Source organism: Endozoicomonas sp. PH6C (genome assembly GCF_059322965.1).
The window spans coordinates 6,095,202-6,120,716 of record NZ_CP185342.1 but is presented as its reverse complement, the minus strand read 5'-3'; the positions used below and the strand labels follow the sequence as shown (position 1 = coordinate 6,120,716).

The following is a 25,515-nucleotide window of genomic DNA, read 5'->3' as shown; positions in this document are numbered from 1 at the left end:
AAAAAGTTGTCGTATTTAACCTTTTCGTCTAGATAAAGTGAGTTTGTCTCAGAATTCACCAGTCACAAGGCGATAAAATGTCAGATAATACTGAATTCAGTAAATGGAGAGCGAGGCTTTGGCCCGTCTACGTTTATGAGCTTAAAAAGCTACTTCCGATGATCCTGATGTTCTACCTGATACTCTTTAACTACACCATATTGCGAGACACGAAAGACACTCTGGTAGTTACTGGTGCTGGTTCAGGAGCGGAGATAATACCTTTTTTAAAATTATGGGTGAATGTACCTTTTGCAATAATATTCACAGTTACATACGCAAAGCTGAGTAATATATTTGAGAGGAGAACTTTATTTTATTTAGTTATATCCAGCTTTCTGTTGTTTTTCTGTTTTTTTTCTCTGGTTCTTTATCCCGCTCGGGATATGCTTCATCCAACAGAGTTTGCAGATTACTTGCAGAGTATTTTGCCGCCTGGATTTATGGGATTGATCGCTGTTATGCGTAACTGGACGTTTTCTCTTTTCTACGTCATGTCTGAGCTTTGGGGAAGTGTCTGCCTCTCTCTGATGTTCTGGGGCTTTGCCAATCATATTACCCGAGTCTCAGAATCCAAACGATTTTATGCGCTTTTCGGCATGATGGGTAATTTGGCATTACCAACGGCAGGACTGTTTGTCTACTTTGCTTCACAGACTCGTGAAAACCTTGCTGAAGGTGTTGACCCCTGGGGTTACTCCCTGAATTTAATGACGGGTGTCCTTACTATTGGTGGCATTTTGATTATGGCGACTTACTGGTGGATCAACCGGTATGTGATGACAGATCCAAGGCTTTATAAACCTGATGAGATAGCAAGCTCCAATAAGGAAAAATTATCCTTATCCCTGAAAGAAAGTTTTATGCATATTATCAATTCAAAATATCTGCTTTGTATTGCCCTTTTGGTTATTGGATATGGTGTCTGTATCAATATTGTTGAAGTCACCTGGAAAAACCAGCTACGCATGCAATATCCAAACCCCCATGAATACAATCAGTTCATGGGATTATTTTCCACCTGCACAGGCATTGTGACTATTTCCATGATGCTGTTTTTTACTAACAATGTTATCCGTCGCTTTGGCTGGACAATAGCTGCACTTTGCACTCCGGTGGTTTTATTAATTACCGGAACTTTGTTTTTTTGTTTTGTTTTATTCAGGGATATCGTACCCGATATTTTATTTCTGGCGCTGGGCACCACTCCATTGATGCTAACCGTCATATTGGGGGGTGTACAAAATATCATGAGTAAATCGACCAAGTACTCCTTGTTCGATCCCACCAAGGAAATGAGCTACATCCCACTTGACCCTGAAGAGAAAGTGAAAGGTAAGGCGGCAGTTGATGTTATTGGCAATCCGACCGGTAAATCAACAGGCTCAGTCATACAGCAAATATTAATAATTTATTTGGGTTCACTGGCGGCTATTGCTCCTTACGTAGCTATTATCGTTCTGCTCTTTTTTGCTATATGGATTGCCGCAGCCCGCTCACTAGGGCACCAATTTAATGAACTCTCGAGGTCAAAGAAAAAGTCGTCTGGGGCACAAGCTCAGGAAGCTGCCGACAGCTCGGAAGTACCTGTTGGCAAAAAACTTGGTCCGGCTGATTACTGAGGCATTTTTCAGAGTGCCTTAATACCTGACCAATCTTGGCGAAGGTGAAATTGATCCTGGTCGGTCAGTCCTGATGTCGGGTTTTGCCATTAAGCAAGTATGACCGTAATTAAAATGTCAAAAGGTAGCTATTGTGCAATCCACAGTAGCTATGTAGCAGGTTTTAATATGCACTTAAAATCAGGTTTGCAACCATTAGTGTTTTTTGCTTCAGGATTTTGGAATACTGCAGTTTTATCGGGTGAATCTTTATCAGATAATGCGCCTTTTATTAATAATACGACACTGGGCGGAAAGCTTCGGACTGTATATTACGATGTAGATAACACTGTAAAAGACTCGACACTTGGAGCTTGGGCGGGAGGCTTATGGCTGGATTTGAGTTCCAGTCTGGGTGACATAGTAGGATTAGGAGCCAGTTTCTATAGCGCTGTCAAGTTGTATATGCCCGAAGAGAATGCTTATTCATATCAGCTTTTAAATCGTGATAATGAGGGGTTCAGTAAACTGGGGCAAGCCTATGTCGAAGTAAAATTACCGTCAACTTACGAAGACCGATCACTCAGCTTTAAGGCGGGACGACAGAATTTACGTACCGGACTGATTTCCGGCTCCAGCTCAAGAACCGTTCCCAGCAACTGGAATGGGTATAATCTCAAAGGCACGATTGAAAACCTGGAAATCGGTTTTGCTCTGGTTGATCAAATGTCACTTAGAAATCAGGCAGGTTTTCATAGTCTGATGAACTTTTCCGGTGAAAAAATTGATTACATCATAGGTGCTGAAGCGATCTATACACTTCAGTTTTCCAAAGAGCGTGAATTGCGGCTTAAATATCGCAATGCTTTTGCCAAAGAATTTTTAAAGGCACACAATGGCGATATCTTGTTTACCACATACGCAGGACAGAATCTCAAAATTAACTTGGGGGGTAGTTATTATCAAACCCAAAAAAGTGGTCGTCTCTGGCAGGGTGCAGGCTGGGGTGGCTCGCCATTATTTGACGATAAAGCCAGTGTTATCAACCTTCACGGGGGTTTGGCTGCTGGTTCATGGCATTTTCGTGCAGGAGTCAGTCATTTTAAGGCACCATCCAGCGTAAAAGCTTCAGGCAATGCTTACACTCCACCCGGTGCTTATTATTATGATTTCGGAGCAAACACCCACGGGTACTGGGACATTAACACTTCAGGTTCTGCAGAAGATATGTTGTATGACGGTGAAACCGCATGGATGATGGGTGTTACTTATCATTTTTCAGAATCCTGGCTCAAAGGGCTGAAGGCAGGTTATTCATTTCATTATGGCTCCGGTATGAAGGTTAGCACCCCCGGCGGCCAAAAAATAGCTGTCGCAGAACAGGAACACGACATTCATCTGGTTTATGCCTTTCCGAAGACTGTATTGGAAGGGTTGAAATTTAAACTGAAATACGGTCTTTATCGAAATGATAAGGCATTACGAAAAGCCATTCACAAAGAAGAAAACGATTTGCGTGTCTGGCTTGATTATGATTTCCGGATTTTCTGATTTCAGCCGGAGGTGCTGTCGCCTTATGGAGACTTAATGGCTGCATAAAAGAGCCGACAACGTTCCATTTCAGCCTGATATTTCCTTTTAAAGGATGGACTAAGGGCTGACAGCCTTTTCCAGCTCGCTGAAACCATTACCCTGGGATCAACAACCCGGCAACGAAGATTTTCAAAGGTTGTGCTAGCCTCATTTGCATCAGTCGTCTCATAAACCCGGTACCAGGCTGATTTTATTTTTTCGACAAGAGCGGCAACCTTTGTATCTTCGCTGCTTAGCATGGACTGCCATACTTCTCTATCTCCCATCTGGTATTTGATATCTTCCAAAGTCAGTTCATTTATAGATATCATGCGTCTGATTGCCTCTGTCGTCCATTGGTAAAGTGTCCGTCCCCAGGCGGTGACAAATATATTCTTGTTGAGCTCCAGGCTTGCATCTGCAAGTAACTGGGCTGAATCCTGACTGCTAAAATACCAGTGGTTAGTTAACGGATCATGGTGAAGGGACTTTATGATCTGATCGATCTGTTCCCGGGTTAAAGTCTTCCTTCTGGCTGAGCCTTGTAATATGTAGTCCAGCCGGTCTGCGCATATATCCGGCAGCTCTCTTTCGAGCATTGTAAATTGAATGTTTTCTGGGACTACGTCGTCAGGCGTTAGATCATGATTTTTTAATATCAAGGCAACCCCGTGCTTTTCTAAAAAACCTCTAAATAGCGAATCATGGTAATCAGGATTTCCTGCAGAGCTTGTAGTAAAAAGGTAATCTGAGACATGACTGAATGCTGTGTGAGATATATCGTGGAGCAACCCGCTGACCTGCTCCTCAAAAGGAGCCCCGAAATAATTCAGAAGATAAAGTACTCCAAGGGAATGGTCATAACGGGTATAAGATTCATTGTTATGCCCCTGAGAGTCAACCAGCTGAATAATTCCATACTGGTTAATGTTCTTCAGTCGTTTAACAGGTTGACTGTTCAACAGTTCTGACAATAGAGGAAACTGGGCACGATTAAACTCCAACACGCCATAATAGGTTTCTATCTGCTCATGGTCGTTGCTATGGGCTTTGGCCAGGAATCCCAAAACACATAAATGGCCTAAAAGCAGGTACCACGAGAAGCGTTGGAACTGCTGGTGGCAGCACTGAGACAGAGTATGACAGGTTATCATTTGATGCACCTTAAAACACTGGTAAACCAAAGTTAGCTCTAAAGCGGTGTTTGCCAGTATAGTCGCCATTTCTGCCCTTTTTATCTAAACTGGCTGTTAGTTAAAGAGAGTGTGCAAGTAATCCAGGGGAGCGTAAAATTTCTTCCATAGATTCCATTCCGACTCCCTGAGACTTTCTTCAAGTGAGATACCATAAACTGCATTGTTTGAAACGCTATTGATCAAAGCAAGAGCCAATGTAGAAGCGAGGATAATGTCGAGGTTTTTCAATAAATGTTTTGAGTCCATTTGTGAGCTACCGTTGTAGACTCTTCGTTTATTGTGATTATTGATCCAGTCCGGCTTTCATCGTCTTTAACGGAATTGCAGTCGTATTTGCGACCTTCTACCTGTATTACGGTTTGAGTAGAGCGCGTGATTTGTGCGACAATGCTCTTGCCAATGAGATTAAACAAGAATTATACGAGAATGGACTTCAAGCATGGCAGCATTACTTTTCTATAAAGACCCTGCACCACTCAATCGTGATCTTCACAAGGCACTGAGATACCAATCTTCCGGAGATTATTCATTTACCGATAGTGTAAATTCTGTACCTCTGACGGGTATTGAGTTTTTTGAAGCCAGTCGAGATATGCCTGTGCTTTTCAGCAAAGATGATGAAGGACGTTTTTTTCCTCTGGCGCTGCTTTCACTGATGGATGCCGGCCATAAACAACTGGATGGCGAAGGACGCTGGGAAGACAGTTATGTTCCAGCCTTTGTCAGACGCTATCCTTTTGCTCTCACCGATGAGGGAACGGTTTGTTTTGACAAGGAATCTGCTCAAATTGGTGGTGAAGAGGGTGAGGCACTCTTTAATGACGAAGGTGAAAACTCTGAAACCCTGAACAACATCATCCAGTTTTTGAACAACTACGACCAGCAGTACAAAAATACTCGCGCCTATTGTGATGAATGCAGTGAGCTGGAGCTGTTCTCACCTTTTAATCTTCAGGTCATGGCCGATAAGGATAATCCCCTGAGGCTGGAAGGGCTGTATGTCATCGATGAGAAAAAGCTGGCCGGGTTGCAGGAAGAAAAAATAAACGACTGGTTCAAGGCTGGCTGGCTGGCCTGGAGCTATGCGCACCTGCACTCTCTGGGAGCGCTCAAGCGGTTGCTGAAAAAACAACAGTAAAACTGCAGTCATTGAGAGTTAAAACAGACGGGGGCTTGCCCCCTCTTCTTCGTCTGGGGCGCCTGAAGGACAGCGTCAGGAATAAAAAAAAAAGGAAAGGGATTCTATGACATGCTTTAATCGCACGCTGTTGTCGACCTCTATTGGCCTGGCTAACAGGGCAACATTCAACAAGGTTCCCTGGCCGGTAGTGACCGGTGCTCTGTTTTCTGCGCCGGCAATGGCAGTGGATAACGACATTCGTGCCGTAGATGGAATCACCTCGTTGTCCAGTTCCGGTAATGTCCATACCATTACTTCCACAAAGCGCTCCAATGCTTCCGCCATCAATGTCTTTGACAAGTTTGTAGTCGGCACTTCCCATACCGCTAACCTGACAGTACCTGCTGACGCCAGTAATCTGGTCAATATCGTCAGGGGCTCCGATGCGCCGGAAGTACACGGTATCCTGAACAGCTACAAGAACGGCTCCCTGGGCGGTAATGTGGTATTCGCCAGCTCAGCTGGCTTCATCGTAGGTGAGACCGGTGTCGTCAATGTCGGCAAGCTTTCTATAAAAACACCCGATAGCAGTGAAATCGCTGCGCTTCTGTCCAATGGCGCGCCGGTAGACAGTGAGGTCAGTGATCTCCTCGGTAACAGTTTCAGCGTCTCTTCCTCTGGCCTGGTGAGAATCCAGGGCAAGATCAACACAGCTTCAGGCATAGACATCTACGCCAACACCATTGATGTTGATGAAAAGGCTATCATCATTGTCGGCAATGCAGCGGCTGCCAGCGGTGTCAGCAACTATGGACAAAACAACGATTACACGGCGGTTAACGTCGATGACCTGACTATTCCAAACGAATTAAAGGTCGATGGCGGCACTATTGTTCTCAAGGCTTCCAGCAGCGCAGACGCTGCCATTAACCTTTCCGGTGATCTTTATGCCGATGGTGGAATTACCATCACGGCTGAGAAAATTTCCGTCAACTCGGGTTCCACTCTGGATGCAAGAGACGGCGCCAGTCTGGCTTCGTCCGGCAGTATTCAGTTTCAGGCTGATGGTAGCGCTTCTACGACACTGACTCTTAATGGCGGTAGCAATCGTGTACTACTCCAGAGTGGTTCTACAGCTTCTCCGGAAACCAATGATTCCGGCATTAACCTGATTGGCAGTGTTCTCTCTGATGGATCAGTGACAGTTACCGGTGACAAGGTTCAGATGAATTCCGGCAGTTCTCTGGATGCAGAGGGCAGTGTAACGGTCACGGCTGCTACTCAGGCCAGCGTCAGTGGCACTTTGGCTGCGGAATCGGGCATCAGTATTGACTCCAAAGATATAGATCTGAACAGCGGCAGTGTTCTCGATACTCGAAACTCAAGCGACACTGCCCGGGGTGATGTAACGCTCACGGCTTCAGCCAGCCAGGATGTCAGCCTGGCTTCTGCCAGCGCGACAACCAACATTGATTTCAGTGGTCAGGTGTACGCCGGAAGTCTGACCGCAAGCGCCAAATCAAAAGCTGCCAGCAGCATCAAAGAGGAACCTGGCGTAGCCATGGGCTCGGTGGTGGGTGGTGCCCTTGCCGGAGCGTCATTTTACCTGATGGACGCCGATGCTGAAGCAACGGTCAACGTCAACAGCGGCGCCAATATAAACGCCAGTGGTAATGTTTCTCTGGCATCGGAATCCCATGCTGTTTCCGACGCTTCCGCCATTACCCTGGGCAATGCTCTGCCCGGAGCACTGGCGGCAGTTTACGCCACCAGTGACGCCACCAGTACTACCCACGTGAAGTCAGGAGCTACGATTCAGGCGGGAGGAAACCTGGACGTTTCTGCCCACAACGAGTCCTATGTGGCGGCCACAGCATTCAACCTTATTGCTGAAGATGCCAATAAGGTAGTGATTGCTGCCGCCGTCGGGGAATCCGATGTAGACGCAACCGCCAAGATTGACAGCGGCGTTACCCTGGACGCCAACAATCTGGTGGTAGCCGCAGAGAACCAGAATTACTACCATATCTCTGCTTCTGCCTATGGCCTGAAAGCAACCCGCTATGGTGTTGCGGTTGCTGTGGGTGATTTTGATACCAATGCTACGGCCGAGCTGGGCAGTAGCCTTGGAACCGATCAGGATAAGACGGGAAATGTTACCATCACAGCCCTGGACCGGACTCTGAACCAGAGGGTTCACTCCGGTGTGACAGTGGGCAGTAACCTGTTCATGCGCACCATCGGCTCCAAAGCCATCAGCGGGGTTTCTGCGTTGCAGAATGGTGTCCACAACTTCACCACCAAATACCTCCCGATAGGGCACTCTGCTCCCACCGATGAAACGGGCAAGGTCAGCTTCAAAGGCGGCCTGGCATTTTCCCTCAATCTTTCGGATCACGATGCCTACAGTTTCCTCGGCACCAATGTATCAGGGCAGACGGATGCACCACATATTATTGCGACTGGCAATATTCTGGTTGCCAGCCAGACCGATCTGGGCAGCGATAATCAGGCCGTTGCGGGTGGTAACAACAATGGTGCCCTGGGAGGCGACCAGGGCGGTTACAGAACTTCGGCAGAAGCGGCTGTATCGGCTCCCAAAGAGAATTCCAGTGGCAGCAACCAGACTCCGGCATCGGACAAAAGTCTGGCGCTGGCCCTTAACCTTGCCATTAACGACAGTGACGCGGTAGCAGAAGTCGGCCAGTGGGTACAGATCGATGCGGCTAATCTCGGTGTCATTGCTCTGCAACATATGCCTATTGTCTCCACCTACGACAAGTGGGACACCTTCTCTGATGTCGTCGGCAAATTTAACGGTGTCGGCGGGTTACAAAACAATATTCTGACCGGTTTCGCTAATGCCGGTGCTGCAGCTGATAAAGAAGCCTACGGCGGCAGCTTTAATGTCCTGTGGAACGATATGGACACCAAGGCCTGGGTAGGCGACAAGGCCAAAATAACGACAACCGGTACGGGCAACTGGAGTGCGAGCAGAGAACTGAAGGCCAACAGTGAAGTTCCCGGAATTCTGGGTAGCAGCAAGGTCTTTAAAGACGTCACCTATACCTTCTCTTTTGATGACTCGGTAGCGGTCAGGGCCTACAACCTGATGGAGACCGCCACTGTTGCTGGTAATCTCGGTAGTCTGGGGCTGATACCGAACGCAAACGGCACCAATGAAAAAGGTAAGTCGGTTGGCGGCTCCATTTCCTATATCCAGCAGTCCGGCTCAGCCGTGGCGGGTATTGGCAAAGCCACGGTCAATGCCAGTGGCAATGTGGGGGTGTACGCAGAAACCGACGAACGTCACTTCCTGGTGACGCCTTCCTCCGGGCAGTCCAGTGGTATTGGCTTCAGCGGCGTTCTTGGTTTTCTCAATTCGGAAGTGTTGACTCACGCATCCCTGCACAATCAGGCTCAGCTGAGCGCTGATAATCTCGTTATCATTGCTGATCATGAATTTGGCAACTGGGCGGCGGCTGGTGCCTTCAGCTGGTCAGACCAGTCAGCGGTTGGCATCGCTATAGCGGCGAACGTTTCCCAGGGCGATACCAAGGCGTTTATTGGTGACAATTCAAAGGAATACAATAAGGTCAAGTTCCAGGACAAAAACAATAACGAGACCGATAAACCTTCCCCAAGTTCGCCAACTGCACCTGATCCAACAAAAGGCATCGTCGTTAACTCGGTCGGCGTGCGTGCCCGCTCAACAGGTACCAACGGATCTCTGGCGGTTGCCGGAGCATTAACCACTGAGCCCAGTGATGAGCCCGGCATTGGCGCCAGGTTCGAGAATTGGTACAACGGCCTGTCTTCCAAGCTGGCTGCGAATTACACCGGCGCTACCGGAAGCAGCAGTGATTCATCGATAGGCAAATCGTCAGAAAGCGGCAAGAACGACGACAGTGGCTCAGGTTCTGGCAAAAGTTCTGCGGAAGTCTCCAAGGATCAGCTGGGCCTGACAGGGGCGGGCAGCTTTACTGTCTCCGTCAACAATATGGACGTCAAGGCCATTATTGATGGTGCTGCCATCAGCGGTCACCAGAACGGTAACAGCTACAACGATGTCGATGTTGACGTTCAGGCTCTGGAAAAAGTGATCTCGGCTTCTGCGACAGGTTCAGCAGCGCTGTCTATGCTGGGAGCAAATTCGCCTACCAATCAGGATACTATTGCCGGGGCTATTTCCTATCAGATCAGTTTCAATGATGCCCTGGCCTGGATTAAAGACTCTGTCATCACTTATGCCGATGACGTAAATGTCCAGGCATTGCACGGTGGTGAACTGACTTCCGTCGCCCTGGCGCTATCTGTCACCAGGCCGGACTCTTCCTCTGGCCAGACACGTAATGGTGCGCTGTCCATCTCGGGTGCCCAGATATACGACGGCACATCAGCACGGATTGAAGGTTCGTCAATCAGCTCAAATCAGGGGGCGAATAATGATCTTGAAGTCTCCGCCTATAACAACAGTTATGTGGGCGTAGGGGGCGGTACCCTTTACGGCGGCGGCAAGCAGGGGGCCGGTCTGGCCATTACCTTTGCCGAGATTAATGATCCGTCCGCCATTCCCGGAGACGCCAACCCGGATGGTAACAATGTTCTCAGTACCGCCTATGATGAGGATGTTTATGACGGTGCAGCCACCGAAGCCATCGTTGACTTCAGTGGTTCCAACCGCTCTTATCTCAATAACTTTGACCGGGTCGACATCAGTGCCCGCAGCCTGAACCGGATCGGTATTGGCGCCGCAGGTATTGGCTATAACAATAATCAGGAAGATTCCCTGGGCTTCCAGGGCAGCTTTGCCATAGGTTCCATCGGTGCGGATACCAAGGCGCTGATGAAAGGCACCAACATCACCGGGGCGGGTGTCGTTAATCTTAATGCCAGTGGTGAGAAAGACGGCGATCTTGACAAGATTCTCAGTGACCTCGGCTCCAGCAATACTAACAAGGATTACGACTTCAGCGGTGCTGAAGCCATGGACAATACCAACGTCCACACCAGTGAAGACGGTAGCGGCTCGACTTACAACTACTCCTCAGAAGGCAAGCGCATCATTGCTGTGGCCGGTGCTGTTCAAGCTGGTAAGAAGAATTTGGGTATTTCCTACGCCCATGCGGATGTGAAAAGTGAAACCAAAGCCCGCATGGAAGACGTCAATATCAATAAGTCAGGAGCCGGGGCAGACGTTAATATCAATGCCCGTGACAACTCCCTGCTCTACAGTGTTGCCATTGGTGTGGGTGTAGGCACTGGCGGCTTCTCCGGTGTCGGCTCTGTTGCGGTTAACCGCCTGAATAACCAGGTCTTGGCTGAAATTGGTGACTGGAACGGTTCCGATAAGGGGACCATCAACGCCAGTGACTTGTCTGTGGTCGCCCAGAATGACATGGATCTGATTAACGTCGCTGGTTCAGTAGCGGTGGCCAGTGGTCAGGGTGGCGCTACTGCCGGAGGTCTGGCAGTAGCCCTGAATCTTGTAGGTACTGACGAGCATTCAACAAAAGCCAGGGTCAGCAACACCAGCCTCAAGGTGGATGAGGATCTTACCGTCAGGGCGCTCAGCGGAACATCCAATGATCATAATCTGCTGGTGGGCAACGCCATCGCTATAGGTGCCAATCTTGGGCAGAGTGGTATTGGCTTTGCCGGCGCAATTTCTACCAACAATGTCGATCAATCCATCGAAGCCGGTATTAAAGACACCGCCACCAATCGTTCCAGCGCAGCATCTTCAACCAGTGGCGGTGATGTCGTTGTCCAGGGTCAGGATTACAGTGATAGCGTAGCCACAGCCTGGATGGGTGCTGGCTCCGGCAATGGTTCCGCCGGTGGTGTCGCCATTGCTACCAACCGTGTCGATTCAGATGTCACGGCAGAAGTGCTGGGTAACAAAGGCAACCCTGGCAGTACAACACTCAAGGCGCAAAACGTTACTGTTGACGCTTTCCGTCGTAACTGGCTGCTAACCATCGACGCCGGTGTTGCGGCTTCCAAGCAGGTATCCCTGGTCGGCTCCGTGGGAACCGGCGTTATAGACGGCAATGTGACAGCAAGAATTGCCGACGATGCCCGAATAGATGCCTGGAACAATGTCTTGGTCAATGCTGATGCGATGAGCGTCAATCTGGTGGGCAGTGGTGCTGTTGGCATTGGTGTCGATGCTGGCGCTGGTGCTGTTGCCATCTCTACAGCGATGGAATACGGCAAGACTGAAGCCTACATTGACGATGCAGTAGTGATTGCCAGAGGCAAGGGCAGCACTATGCAGGTGGATACCGGTGATCTCAAGGGCTATGGTGATCTGCCGGATCTTTCTACTGCCGGTGACAGTTCCAATCCGGATGCTGTCTCCATGGGTGACCTGACTTCCGGCTTCAACACGTTATCTGTGGAGCGCACCAAAGAATCCGTCAACGGTCTTGTTGTTAACGCAACGTCCAGAACCAAGCAGCGAGCGATTACTGTCGGCGGTGCTGGTGGCAAGGCCGTTGCTATCAATGCCAATGTTGCTACTAACGGCACCTATAACGCTACTAAAGCTTACATCAAGGATGCCACCATTAATTCCGGCGTTTCCGGTGAAGATGGTGCAGATGTCTATGTTCGTGCCAATGCTCATGAAGCGGGACTGGCTGTTTCTGCAGGTGTTGCCGTTTCTGGTGGCGGTGAAGCCGCTGGCGCGGGAGTTGGTGGTTTTGCCACCAATGACCAGAAGCGTTCCAGTGAAGCCACGATTGAAAACAGCACTGTTAATGCGGATAAAGTAACCATTGACGCCAATACCTCGAAACTGGCTCAGGCCGTTTCAGCGGGTGTGGCAGCCGGGTTAGGCGCAACCGGTGGCCTGGGTGGCGCTGCTTCAGTGGTTATCACTGAACAGGCCGGTAACACGCGTGCCTGGTTACGAGGTGGCACAACCAATGCCAGAGAGGTAGTGGTTGTCTCCGACAGACGTCAGGAAGCCAATGTCGCCGCCGGTGCAGCCGGTATCGGTACGACAGTGGGCGTTGGTATTGGATTGGCCGTCAATATTGTGGGTGGTGATTCGAAAGCCACTATTGGCAATGATCTGGACGATAACGGCGATACCCTGACTACCGCAGTGAACTCAGATACGGTTACAGTGGATGCTGATCGGGTTTCCAGTGCAAAAAGTTATGTCTTTGGTGCTGGACTGGGTGGCGGCTATGGTGTCGCAGCGATGATCAATACTACGGAGTTCCGTGGCGAAACACGTGCTGCAATTCATGGTTATCTCAAGAATAGCAACCTCACCACAGACATTCGTGGCAGTGACGGCACTTCTGCCGCCACTAATGTGACCGTTAATGCTCAGGAACTTCAGGATGCTGATCAGTGGGCTGCGGGTATCGGTGCTGGCGCCAGTTTGGGTGTGGGTGCTGTGGCGAATGTGGTGCTGGGACGTTCCCAGGTCTACAGTGAAGTGGTTGGCTCGGACATTGAAGCGGGCACACTGGATATTGACGCCAATGCCCAGCGCCAGTCCGATCTGATCAGTGTTGCCGGCGCTGCATCTACTAACGCTGCGGCGGCGTTGAGTATCGGTCTTGCTCTTTACGGTCAGGGTGATACGACAGCCGAAGATGGCACCAACGCTGAAGATGAGTTTGATCCAAGCCGAAACGAAGCCAACACGGTTCTGGCTACGGACACTGCCAGCTATAACAGACATTTGTCTGATGAAGAAATTGCTACGCTGGAAGCCGACAACAATGTCACCATCACTCGCAGCCAGGCGCCTTCTACCTCAACCACTACAGAATCAGGTAAGTCTCTCAAGCTCAGTGGTGAAAGTGTCACTGCTGCCCGGATCAGTGGCGGCAAGATTGATGTCGATACGCTTAACGTCAACGGTCGTACGCTGCAGCACAGCTACCAGGGGCTGGGCGCAGCTCAGGCCAGTTCTGTGGGTATTGCAGGCGTGGTGGGTATCAGTCGTTCCTATGAAATGAACATCGCCACCGTAGACAGCAATGTCAAGGCAGACAATGCGGTGATCGGCGCAAGCCTGGAGAATGCCAGCAGCGATGACGGCGCTCTTGAAATGAAGAGCTTTATTGTTGGCCTGGGTGGTACCAGCGTCGTTATTAACTACACCGATGCGCGCAGTGAAAACCGGGTTGTGGCCGGAATCAACTCAGCAGAGGGTAACGACACCGGAGATCTTGAAGTTACCGCTACCGATTCCACTGATATTCGTCTTGGGGATGTCAGCAGCGGTAAGCCCTCATCGGTTACCGATGGTTCCCTGAACATCAATATTGGCGCCGGGGCTCTTGGGGTCAGCATTGGCTATGCAGAAAAGGACAGTGACATTGATGCCTGGGTGGGTGAAACAGGCAAGCTGATTGACGGCTATAACAACATCACCGTTTCTGCCCTCAACGAAGGTATGGTGAAGAGCACAGGCTTCGCTCTGGCAGGCGGTTTGTTGGCAGGAGTTCAGGGGGTTGTGACTGACGCCCGCGATGATTCCGATGTAAAAGCGACAGTTTACGGCACCATTGATACCGGCTCTGATTCCAGTGCCGTTAATATCAATGCCCAGTCTGCATCGGAGCTTTACTCCAGTGCTTATGGTGTCACCGTTGCGGCGGGTGGTTCCATGGGCGGCTCTTTTGCTTATGCCATTGCTGACACTAAAGCGGAAGCCGAAGTGGCTGACGGAACGGTATTTAACGGCAGTGGTGAAGTTATTGTTCGCTCCGAGACCGGCAGTGGCGCGGACGGTTATCAAAGTGCCTATGCTGCAGCCTTTGCCGCTTCCGGTGGTTTGCTCCTTGGTATTGCAGGCAGTGAAGCCAGGGCCACTAACAAGTCTCAGTCTATCGCCAGAGTAGGTGATGGCGTGTATCTGCCGTATTCCGACTTCACTGTGAATGCCCGTCATACCGGGGTGCAGATTGCTGATGCCGACGGCTACTTTGTTGGTCTGGTGGCCGGAGGCTATCAGACAGGTGTTGCTCAATCTTTCAGCTCAAGCCGGGTTGAGTTTGGCAAGAATCCGATAGCTGCCCTGGAACGTCCGGGTGACCTGACTCTGGACGCCACCAGTTACAACCAGAACCAGAGCTTTACCACCGCAGGCGGTGGCGGCTATTACTCTGGCAGTGCTGCAGAATCGGTTATGGATGCTGGTGATCACAGCAATGGCAATGAGTCCGCTGCGGTCAAGATTGATGACTGGTCTGGCAACTATCGGATTGTTCCTGTCGATGCCGGTGGTGTTTATATTTCTGCCAGCAGTGAGACGGAGTTCTTTGCCGGAACCGATGCTACCACCGTTTCTGTAGTGGGTGGTTCAGGCGCAACTTCTCTGGTCGAGGTGGATACCAATGCCAGGGTGGAGCTGGGCGAGAATGTCAGCTTCTCGGCGCTGGATATTGATATTGACGCTTTCAACAGCGCTTACCAGATTCAGAATCCTTACTTCAATGGCTTTACCTCTTCTATTCACGGCGCGGGCGGTGGTGCCGCCAACGGTACTGCGGGACTTTCCTACCAGGATCTGAAAAACCTCGCCGCCGAAGTGGTGGTGGGTAAAAACGCTGTGCTGAAGATTTCTGACCTGGCCTGGATGGACAGCACTTACGACCACAACATTATGTTGGACGCCAACACGGATTTCTTTGTCTACGACGAGTCCAAGCTGGAAATCGGTGGTGCCTTGCAGGGTGCAGGCGCTGAATCCGATGTGGATGTCAAAACCCGCAACAAAATCTCATTGGGTGAAGGGGCTGAACTTTATAACCCAAGGGGAGAGATTGGTATCGGCACTTACTCCCGGGGCAGTGCCGTGTCCCAGGCTAATGTAACCGTCTGGGCGGCAGCTGGTGTTGCCGGTGGTGTCAGTACCGTTGATCTGGATGTTCTTAACCAGATTGATATTGGTAAAAATGCCATTATCAATGGTTATGGTAATGTCGGAATCTACAGCGGCCGTGGCAGTAATTACTTTCAGGAGAATCAACTGACAGGTAATGCCCTGGCCAACGTCTATAACTGGACGGCTATTCCTATTCCGGCTGGCAACAAGGCAAAATCCAACATCACCCTGAATAACAAGGTGAACTTTGCTGATGGTTTTGACATTGGTTCCGACAGCCATGTGTTTATTGAAGCCAATGAAGGACAGGTCAGTTCCACGCACCGTGGCATTGAAAAGAACCCCTACCTGGAGCTGTTCAGTTCTGAAACCAGCTTTGGCAGCAGTGACTCCAGCACCAGTAATATTCTGACCTTTAACGGCAATGGTAAGGTAGTTGCCGGGCAGTACGCCTATCAGTGGGTGGAAATAGAGTCCGACGGCACCATTAATAAGCAGCTCTACCGTTATGGTACGGCAGCCCGGATGAATGAGAAGTACTCCAGCCGGGCAGAACTGGAAGCCTACATCAAGGATCTTCAGGATCGCGTTGACCTGCTGGAGTCCTGGGACGGTTCCAGCATCCTTATCGATGGGATTACAGTGAGTGATGGCGATGGCGAAGATACCGGCAGCTCATCCGGCACCGGCTCCGAGAGCATCGTCGATGGTGGCACAAACCCTTACCAGGATGAGATCAATGAGCTGAAGTCAGAAATTGTACTGCTGTCGGCTATCGTCAATGATCTGTCTGCGAATCCGAACGATGCCATCAGGGTGGCGGATGTTCAGGCTACAGCAGGGAATATCAACCTGGTGGCAGACACCATTACACTGGCTGGCAGTAACAAACCTGACTTTACTGCCAAAGGCGACGCCTACATCAAAGTGGAGAACAAGACCGATGAACATTTGCTGCTGGAAAACCTGAGCATTACCAATCAGACCGGCGGTAACGTGTTTGTCACTGGCGGTGCCTCGCTGGGCAGCAATTATATCTTTGAGCAGTCCGGCAGTGATTTCACGTCGAAGACTGGCATTGATATCAGCCATGCGCCAACCGGCGCCAACTACCTTGACTCTGACGTTATTATTAATGGTGATATCTCTAACCTGCTGTCCAGTGTCAATATTGATGTGGCAGAAGGCGATCTGATTCAGCAGGCTACCATCGAAGCTAACGCCATTAACCTGAACGTAGAGAACGGCAGCCTGCTGCTGAATTCCAACAAGCCACAAACTTACGGTCGTGATCCCAAGGCGCTGGTCAACTACACTGCTGGCTGGAAACCCTCCGCTGAAGGTTTTGTGCAGCTTTATCTCAACGACAAATACAGCACAGCCATCAATGCTACTGGTATTAATGACTTCAATAACTGGTTTACAGGCCGTGCAATCCGTCATACCGACGACCAGAAGAGTTATTACCAGGGCGGTAGCTACGGCTACGACGAGATGAACATCTACTTCAACTGGGGCTTCAGCGACAGTAAAGAATACAACGGCAGCGATGCAGTAGTATTCGAAATGCGCACCAACAGCAGCAGTCGTGGCGGTAGCAAGTGGAAGTTCAAGCCTGTTCAGAATTTACAGTCCAAACTTGAGCAGAGCGCTACCTACTCCCAGGTAAAAAGCAGTCTCGGCGGAACCGGCACTTCGATTATTGGTGAGAAGGTTGTTATTAATGCCGAGCGTCTGGATATCAACGGCAAGATCATTGTCGGTACCGATAACTCCTGGTCTGTGGATGTGGGTTCAGGCTTTGATGCGACCGTCGCCGATTACATCAGGGACGCCGGACTTTCTGCCGGCGATGTGATTAATATCAGGCCCGGCGAAACCAAAGCTCTCTGGGTCAAACATCCGTCTCTGCCCGGCCTCAAAACCCTGAAATACTATAACTTTGATGTGTCGTCCAGTAATGGCACCTCCGGCATCGGTCTGACTTATGATGTTGCTACCGGCAAGCTCAGGGCTGATGATATTCCGGTCAGCGGCGGTGGCTATGTGGCTATCAGGGCTAGAATTTCCTCAACCGGCGAAGAAGGTAATATTACCGTTAAGGACGGTCTTGGCCAGATTGACATCAATAACGACTCCAGCAAGCAGCTGGTGCTCGGTACTATCAGTGCCGGAGACGATGCCACTGGTGTTATCCGCATTACCGACCTGAACAAAAGAAAAAATGGCAGCTATTACAGTGAATGGTTCGTTCACTCGCCCGGCAACAAAATCAGACAGTATGAGACCGACGCCTGGGCGGTCAGTTATGACGAATCCAATTATGTGAAGAGCCTTGGCGGCACCGGAACAACGTCGACCATGACCTACAACCCCATGGCCGGACAGCTGTTTTATATCCGTGAAGGGGCGACAGTGGTGCGTAGCTTCGATCCGCCCGGAGACAGCTCTGCGCCTTATGATGGCAAGTCTATCGATGGCTACTTCGCGAAGTACCCGAACACCCTGGGGGACTGGTATTACGAAACCAACTGGAACACTGAAACCAGCTATTACACCACCTGTTCCTACAAGCCGGAAGCCTGTTCCAATGGCACAGCCAGTAATTACCTGACCCAGGTCTATGACCGTGGTGGTGAGTACGTCTGGGGGGTGAAGTGGGGCCTCAGCTACGACAAGTACTACGGCAGTAACATGACCAATGTCGATCCCGTGGTTTACGTTCCCTATCGTATGTGGATGGATGCTCACACCTATGTGAAGGCGGACAACGCGATCAGCTTCCAGTTCACTGGTTCGGCTAATGGCTTTATTGACCTGACCTCAAAATCTTCTATAGAGCTGACCGGTAACGTTTATAACCCCAGTGGCACCACGAATATCAGCACGCTCAATAATCTGATCACTTCGGGGTCCACCGCCATTACCTCTGACGTGACCACCATTGCGGCCAGAGGCAGCATTGGCAGCCAGGATAATGCACTGGCGATCATTACCGACGAGTTGGGCCTGAGCTCCAGTCATGGTTCTCTTTACTTCAACGTGACAGGCGCCGATGGTGATGTCGAACTTCGACATCTGAAAGCCAAATACGACATTGTTGGTGTTGTTGACAAAGGCATTGTGGCCAAAGACAGCAGTACGATTATTCAATCTGACCGTCTGGATCTGACCAGCTCCACCGGTGGCATTGGTAAGGTCGGAACCATTGGCAATACCGGTACCTACCAGTTCGTCAATATTTCCACCACCGGCACAGTGAAACTGAATGCCGCTACTGATATTGCTGTTAATCAGGCCAATGGCGACCTTGAGCTCTACAGCGCCAATGCTAACGAAGAAGTGGTGATCAAGCTGGGTAATGGCCGGATTACCAACGGTATTGGCCGACTGGACAAGACCGATGAAGAGCTGGCTTATGATGCTGCGGTATGGGACAGCCTGAACCTGCTGGATGATGACGCCGGTGCTGTGACTGTGTCGTCTTACGAAAACCAGTTCACGCACAAGTACCATACCTACTGGATGATCAAGCAACGTCTGTCTGACGACAGCGATGCCGGTTTCACCATCGATCCCGCCTTTGTTGAAGCCCTGAAAGTGCGTTACAACACCACTGACGAAGTGGAACTGACCAGTCTGGTGAAGGCCGACTATCAGGGACTTGAACAGTGGTTCGCAGATCAGGTTGCTGCCGCTGATGTTTTCGACAAGGCTGAAGACGCCATTGGGATTGAGCAGAAAGGTACTCTCTTCGGTTATGACTATGGCAATCTGCTCACTGGCAGTTACGATCAGAGCTATCGCCTGACTCTGGCGAAAGACTCGAGCTGGTACACCGGCATGGTGGATGGTGCAAAGTGGAAGCAGAGCCAGCTGGATATCAGTATCTCTGCAACAGCGCTGAATGGCGATGCTTCAAGCCAGCTGACCAACAGGGAGGCCAACATCAAGGCTTCCGACATTCACCTGATTGCCAATGGCGGCAGTGTCGGTGAAAACCTGAATGACCTGGTCTTCAGTGTCAGCCGTGATGGTTCCGGAACCATTACCGACGCCCAGAAAGCGGCTCTGCTGGCTGCCGGTGCCGGTGATATTTCAACGACAGTGACCCAGAACAATGTAACGTTCAACGTCAAGCAGGTTGACCCGATCAAGATCGATATGTCCGGGGAACTCTACGCATCGGCCACCAAAGAGATCTACATCGAGTCCAAATCCGGCCTGACCCTGGGCAGTCTGGCTTCTTCCGGTAACGACATTCGTCTGGTGGTGGATGGTGCCATTGAAGCTAAATCAGGGCTGACCAATATAACTGCCCGTGACCTGTTTATCGCTAATACCCGTGGCGATATTGGCTCACAAAGCAATGCCGTGAAGCTCAATCTCACAGGAGCGCTCAGACAGGCGGGTGCTGCATCGGATATGTACCTTCAGGGTGTGGGTGGTGATCTCTATCTGGGATCAATCAGTGCTGGTGGCCTGCTCTCCATAGCCAACGGTAATGATCTTCTGTCGTACAACAACGACAGCTTCCTTGCTGCTGAGTCATTCAATCTGGACGTCAACAGCCACGATCTGGGCAGCAGTTCCGGGGCGTTGAATCTGATTATGACAGGTACGGGTACTTTCCGTGCTGACGCAGGCAATGCCTGGCTGAACGTGAAGGACTCCAGCCTGTTCACGCTGGGGCAGGTTGATATCGACAAAACCTTGTCCCTCAGCGCAGTGGGCGCCCTGGCTCTGCAGGGGAATATTGACGCTACTGACCTGACTCTGGATGTGGATGGCGCTCTGACCAGCGGTGGTTACACAATGACCGTTGGGAATGACGCTGACATAGATGCCGACAGCATTGACCTGGGCGCCATGAACGTCAGAGTGGGCAGTGCGAATATCTACGCCCAGTCTGGCGGCCTCACTCTGGGTGATGTCACTGCATCCAAAGGTTTGTTGACGCTTCTGGCTAATGGTCAGCTGACTCTGAATGGTGACATTGTCACTCAGGGTGGAAATCTTCTGGCTGACGCCAACAGGATTGCGATGGATTCTCTGGCCTCTGTGACCAGCTCCGGCAATATCACCATGACGGCGTCAGACAGCATGAACCTGTTTAATCTGACAGCCCGCAATGGTGTGATTGACCTGACTGCCAGCAACGGTTTTGATGCTCAACTGGGTTCAATTACCGCGACTCGTCTGGATGCCCGTGAGGTAGACATCGAAACCCAGGCTGACCTGACTCTGATTGACACAGTCGCAACCTCTACAGGCAATATACTGCTTACCTCAGGTGGCGATATGTTCCTGAATGCGGATATCACCAGTGACCAGGGCTCCATTATTCTCGATGGACAGAAGGGACTGTATGCCACTCGTCGTATAAAGTCTGGCCAGAATCTTCAGATCACCACCAAAGGCAACCAGGAGCTGAGCACTCTGGAGGTTGGCGGTAACCTGGATATTGATCTGGAGGGCGGCTCAACCCTTAGTATTGCCTCTGCTACTGTTGCCGGGCTTGTGGACATTCTCTCCAGTGGCGACCTGACGCTGTCCGGTTCTCTGGCTGCGAGCGATGTGAGTATTGAAACAACCGGTGGCCTGACCTCTGGCGGTTCCATCAGCTCTTCAACAGGTTCCATGACCCTGAAGATGGGCAAAGGTCTGAACGTTCAGGGTGACATCGGTGCTTTCAGCAACATGAATATTGTTGCCGTTGAAGGTGTCACTATGGCAGCCGGCAAGAGTATTACCGCCGGTGGTTACATGGACATTAACGCCGCCTTCATCAATATGAGCGACAACAGCCTGATAAAATCCGGCGCTGACATGAAGCTCTATACACCGGGCTCCATGCTGCTGGGCACTCTGGAAGTGGGTGGTAACCTGGATATCGATATTGAGTCGGGTGCCGAGCTTGCTATCAGCAGTGCGACGGTTGCGGGTATCGTCGACATTCTTTCCAGCGGTGATCTCGATCTGTCCGGCTCTCTGGCAGCCAGTGACGTCACCATTGAAACCGCAGGCGAACTCACTGCCGGTGGTTCCCTCAGTTCTTCAGCTGGTTCCATGACCCTGAAGGTAGGTAAGGGGCTGAATGTTCAGGGTTATATCAGTGCCTTCAATGATATCGACATTGTTGCTGCAGATGGGCTGACAATGGCCTCTGGCCGAAGCATTACCGCTGGTGGCTACATGGACATCAATGCCGCCTTCATCGATATGGGCGACAACAGTCTGATGAAATCCGGTGCTGACATGAAACTCTACACACCGGGCTCCATGTTGCTTGGCGTTCTGGAAGTAGGCGGTAATCTCGATGTCGATATTGAATCAGGCTCCGTGCTTGCCATTGATTCTGCCACAGTTGCGGGAACCGTTGATGTACTGTCCAGTGGCGACCTGACACTGTCCGGCTCTCTGGCTGCAGCGGACGTGAAAATAGAAACCGCAGGTGATCTGACTGCCGGTGGTTCTATCAGTGCTTCTGCAGGCGCCATGACGCTGAAGATGGGCAAGGGGCTGAATGTTCAGGGGGATATCAGCGCTTCCAGCAATATGAATATAGAAGCGGTTGAGGGTGTCCTGATTGCTTCAGGCAGAAGCATGAGCGCGGGTGGCAACCTTGATCTCAAGGCTGCTTTCCTCGAGATGGCAAGTAGCAGAATTCTCTCCGGCGGCAACATGCAACTGACCACCAACGGTCTGATGGATCTTTCCGAACTGGTGGCAGGAGGTAATCTGACCCTGTTCAGTGGATCTGGACCGATTCTGTTCAACAAGTCTGTTACTGCTGGTGGACATACCAACATCAGAACAGGCAGCCCGGTTGTCTTGAGACTGTCTGCGTTTTCAGAGCCAGGCGCAGTGAATCTGGCAGCGGGAGAAAGCATTACCTCAGCCGGTGGCATCTCAATAGACACAGACACTCTGGTGCTGGGTGACAACAGTCGTTTGAATTCCGGGGATGGCGTCACTGTGTTGCTCAACACTTTTGAGATGGGCGACGATGTGGAAATTTCTGCTGTCAATGACATCGACATGACGGTTCAAAGTCAGGTCGTTCTGAATGGCCCGGTAAGTTCCAGCGCGGGTTCCATTCGAATTACCGGCGCTGAAGGTCTCGATATTCTGCACAGCCTCAATGCGGGTCAGGATATTGTTCTGACTGTTCCTGAAACCCTGGTTCTGCCTACCGAAAAACACCTGCTGGCTGGACGCAGCATCCGTGTGACTTCTGACTGGCTGGATCTGCAGGGCAATAACAATCTGCACGCAGGGGCAAACCTGACACTCAGCAATAATGGTATGAGCTTGCCTGACACGACCAGCCTGAGAGCGGGCGGTGATATGGCATTGCTGACCAGTGGTCTGGTCAGATTGAATGGTCAGGTGCAGCAGACAGGAGGCTCTTTCCAGGTCAACACTGACAGTGACATCCAGCTTAAGCAGGACATCAATGCCGGTCGACATATTCTGTTGACTACGCCTGAAGATGTTTATCTGGAAGTGGGTCGCAGCCTGATTTCCGGAGAGGACCTGCGGGTTGAGTCCGACGGCCTGTATCTGGGACGAAACACTGTGCTTGATGCCGGTGGCAACCTGGCGCTTATTAATAATACGCTGTCACTGCCTGACAGTGTGCAGATCAGCGCGGGTGGCGATCTTGAGCTTGAGACCGATGGAAGGCTCTATCTGACCGGTACCATTGGTGATATTGGCGGCTCTCTGCGGATTCGCACCGATGAACTGTATCTCTATCAGGATCTGAATGCCGGCGAGAGCATCGAGCTTGATACCAGCTACCGCATTTATCAGCAATACCGCAGGAATCTGGTCGCTGGAGAAGATATCAGTCTCAGTACTGACCGTTATTACACCGGCTATCGTAGCAGCCTGACGGCCGGGGATGATATTTCTGTGTCTACCCGGGATGGACTCGACTTTTACTACGTCAGCGCCGGTGGTGATTTCGCTGTTGACAGTGCATACGGTGATGTTCACTTCAAGGAGTCTGTCACAGCAGGTGGAGACATGAGTGTTGAGTCTGGCCGTAGTGTCTATCTCTCGTCATGGAAAGACATCACTGCGGGCTCTCTCGCTGTGGGAACGGCCAATCAGTCCGGAGCTTATCGTTTCTCGGTGGGGTATGGCAGCACCATCGAGACAGAGGGCGACCTGCTGGTGAACACCACCTACAGCCAGGACTATCAGGAACTGATCGTTGGCGGTGATTTCACGGCAAGGGCTGAATATGGCTCTATCCATTTCCGGGACTCTGTGACGGCAGGTGGTGCTGTGAACCTCCACTCGGGAAGGGATATCTACCTTTCAGCCTGGGAAGGTCTTAAGGCCGGATCACTGACCATCGGCACTGAAGGTCAGGAAGGGGCTTACCGATTCACGGTTGGATACGGTTCGTCTATCGAAACCGACGGCGATCTGTTTGTGAACACCACTTATTCCCAAGACTATGAAGCTCTGAATATTGGTGGAAACTTTGTTGCCCGGTCTGCTCATGGAAATATTCACTTCGATGAGTCAGTCACTGCGGCGGGCTTTATTAATCTGGAAGCTGGTCGGGACATTTACCTGTCATCCCACAATGACCTCACAGCGACCTCTCTTTCCGTAGGGTCAGAGAGTCAGGTGGGAGCCTACAACTTCTCGGTTGGTCACAGCAGTACCATCAAACTTGATGGTGACCTGTTGGTTCATACCAGACACGATCAGCAGTATCAGGCAACAAACGTCGGTGGCAGTGTTAATGCTGTGGCTGAGCAAGGGCGGATTTACTTTGCTGACTCCGTGATTGCTGCAGGGGATATGCAACTGCAGGCAGGACGTGACATTGACCTTTCAGGCCGAAGTGTCCTCAGCGCCAACTCTCTGACCATTGGCAGTCAGGAGCAGGCCGGGGCATACAACTTCTATGCAGGGTACGACAGCCGTATTGAGATTGCTGACGACATGTTCATACACACCACAAACTACCAGTCTTATCGTGATGTGACGGCTGGCGGTGATTTTGACGCCATTGCACATAGCTGGATCAATTTCAATGGTGATGTAAACGTCGCAGGAGCGATGAATCTTTATTCCGCAAGGGATATCCATCAGGCTTCACACACTGATTTGAAAGCAGGCTCCCTTACCGTTGGTTCAGAAGATTCGGTCGGTGCCTATCGCTTCAGCACGGGCTATGACAGTGTTATAGAAACCGACGGTGATCTCTTCATCAGCACCACGTCTTCCCAGAATTACCGTGCGCTGACTGCAGGAGGCGACTTCACCGCCAGGGCAGGATGGGGAGATATTGACCTGGGTGGATCAGTCATTGCTGAAGGTGCTGTAAGCTTGTTCTCCGAGAGGGACATTAGTCTTTCGGGCTGGACAGACCTTAAGGCGGCCTCACTGACAATAGGTTCCTCTGAGCATTACGGAGCTGATCGTTTCTCAATGGGCTATGAGAGTTCCATTGAATCCAGTGGCGCGGTAACCATTCATACCCGCGGTAACCAGTATCTCGGCAGTCTGACATCCCACGCTGATGGATTGGCCTTTGCTCTCACCTCTGCAGAAGGCGGCATTTACGGAAACAATGAATACAGATTCAGTAAGTGGCGTGATGCCAGTCACCTGACAGCCAGCAACGGAGAGGCTGTTCTTCAGGCTGCTACAGGTATCGGGCATCCGCTGGTGGTTGATCTGCCATGGCTTTCAGCAGAAACTGAGAGTGGCAATATCAACATTCTGGCCCGTGCCGATCTTCAGGCCAGTCTGCTTAAGACGACCGGTGGCAATATCTACATGACAACTCTGGGCTCACTGTCCATTGATGAACTGGAAGGTAACGCCTGGCTGGTGGTGGGTGATCTCCTGTTTGCCGGCAAAATGACCATGGAACGTGGCTCGATTCGTGCTGAAAATGGCGTGGAGGTTGAAGAACTCAGTCTGACTGGCAGGCATGGCGTCAGCTTTTACGCACCTGATATCCGGGTGACTCAGGTCGATGACGAGGGCACCAGTACGGAAGTCGATACACAGCACTATGCGTATATCAAGCCTGCCTCTGAAAGCCGCAGTTGGGGATGGGGGAGATTTTTCTAGGGTGTAATTGGCCTGTCC

At 50.9% G+C, this 25,515-nt stretch carries 6 protein-coding genes; 4 read left to right on the top strand and 2 right to left on the bottom strand.

Going from position 1 to position 25,515, the window contains the following annotated elements:
• The first annotated feature begins 77 nt into the window (after positions 1–77).
• Both ACOMG9_RS21250 and ACOMG9_RS21245 read left to right on the top strand, forming a co-directional pair.
• A complete protein-coding gene (locus tag ACOMG9_RS21250) occupies positions 78–1,661 on the top strand; it encodes an NTP/NDP exchange transporter (RefSeq protein WP_448218373.1) in 1,584 nt (527 codons plus the stop codon).
• 168 nt (positions 1,662–1,829) lie between these two features.
• The gene (locus ACOMG9_RS21245; RefSeq protein WP_448218372.1) at positions 1,830–3,191 is read left to right on the top strand and encodes an OprD family porin; all 1,362 of its coding nucleotides are present in this window, start codon (positions 1,830–1,832) and stop codon (positions 3,189–3,191) included.
• Between the two features lie 23 nt (positions 3,192–3,214).
• On the opposite strand, the gene ACOMG9_RS21240 is transcribed toward ACOMG9_RS21245, so the two are convergent.
• Positions 3,215–4,435: an HD domain-containing protein gene (locus tag ACOMG9_RS21240; RefSeq protein WP_494529372.1), complete on the bottom strand. Its 1,221-nt coding sequence runs from the start codon at positions 4,433–4,435 to the stop codon at positions 3,215–3,217.
• 27 nt (positions 4,436–4,462) lie between these two features.
• Positions 4,463–4,654 (bottom strand): hypothetical protein, encoded by a 192-nt coding sequence (locus ACOMG9_RS21235; RefSeq protein ID WP_494529371.1) that lies wholly within the window; start codon positions 4,652–4,654, stop codon positions 4,463–4,465.
• 193 nt (positions 4,655–4,847) lie between these two features.
• On the opposite strand from ACOMG9_RS21235, the gene ACOMG9_RS21230 reads away from it, so the two are divergent.
• Both ACOMG9_RS21230 and ACOMG9_RS21225 read left to right on the top strand, forming a co-directional pair.
• Positions 4,848–5,546 (top strand): SapC family protein, encoded by a 699-nt coding sequence (locus ACOMG9_RS21230; RefSeq protein ID WP_422135460.1) that lies wholly within the window; start codon positions 4,848–4,850, stop codon positions 5,544–5,546.
• A 106-nt stretch (positions 5,547–5,652) separates the two neighbouring features.
• Positions 5,653–25,497 (top strand): leukotoxin LktA family filamentous adhesin, encoded by a 19,845-nt coding sequence (locus tag ACOMG9_RS21225; protein WP_494529370.1) that lies wholly within the window; start codon positions 5,653–5,655, stop codon positions 25,495–25,497.
• Positions 25,498–25,515 lie beyond the last annotated feature (18 nt).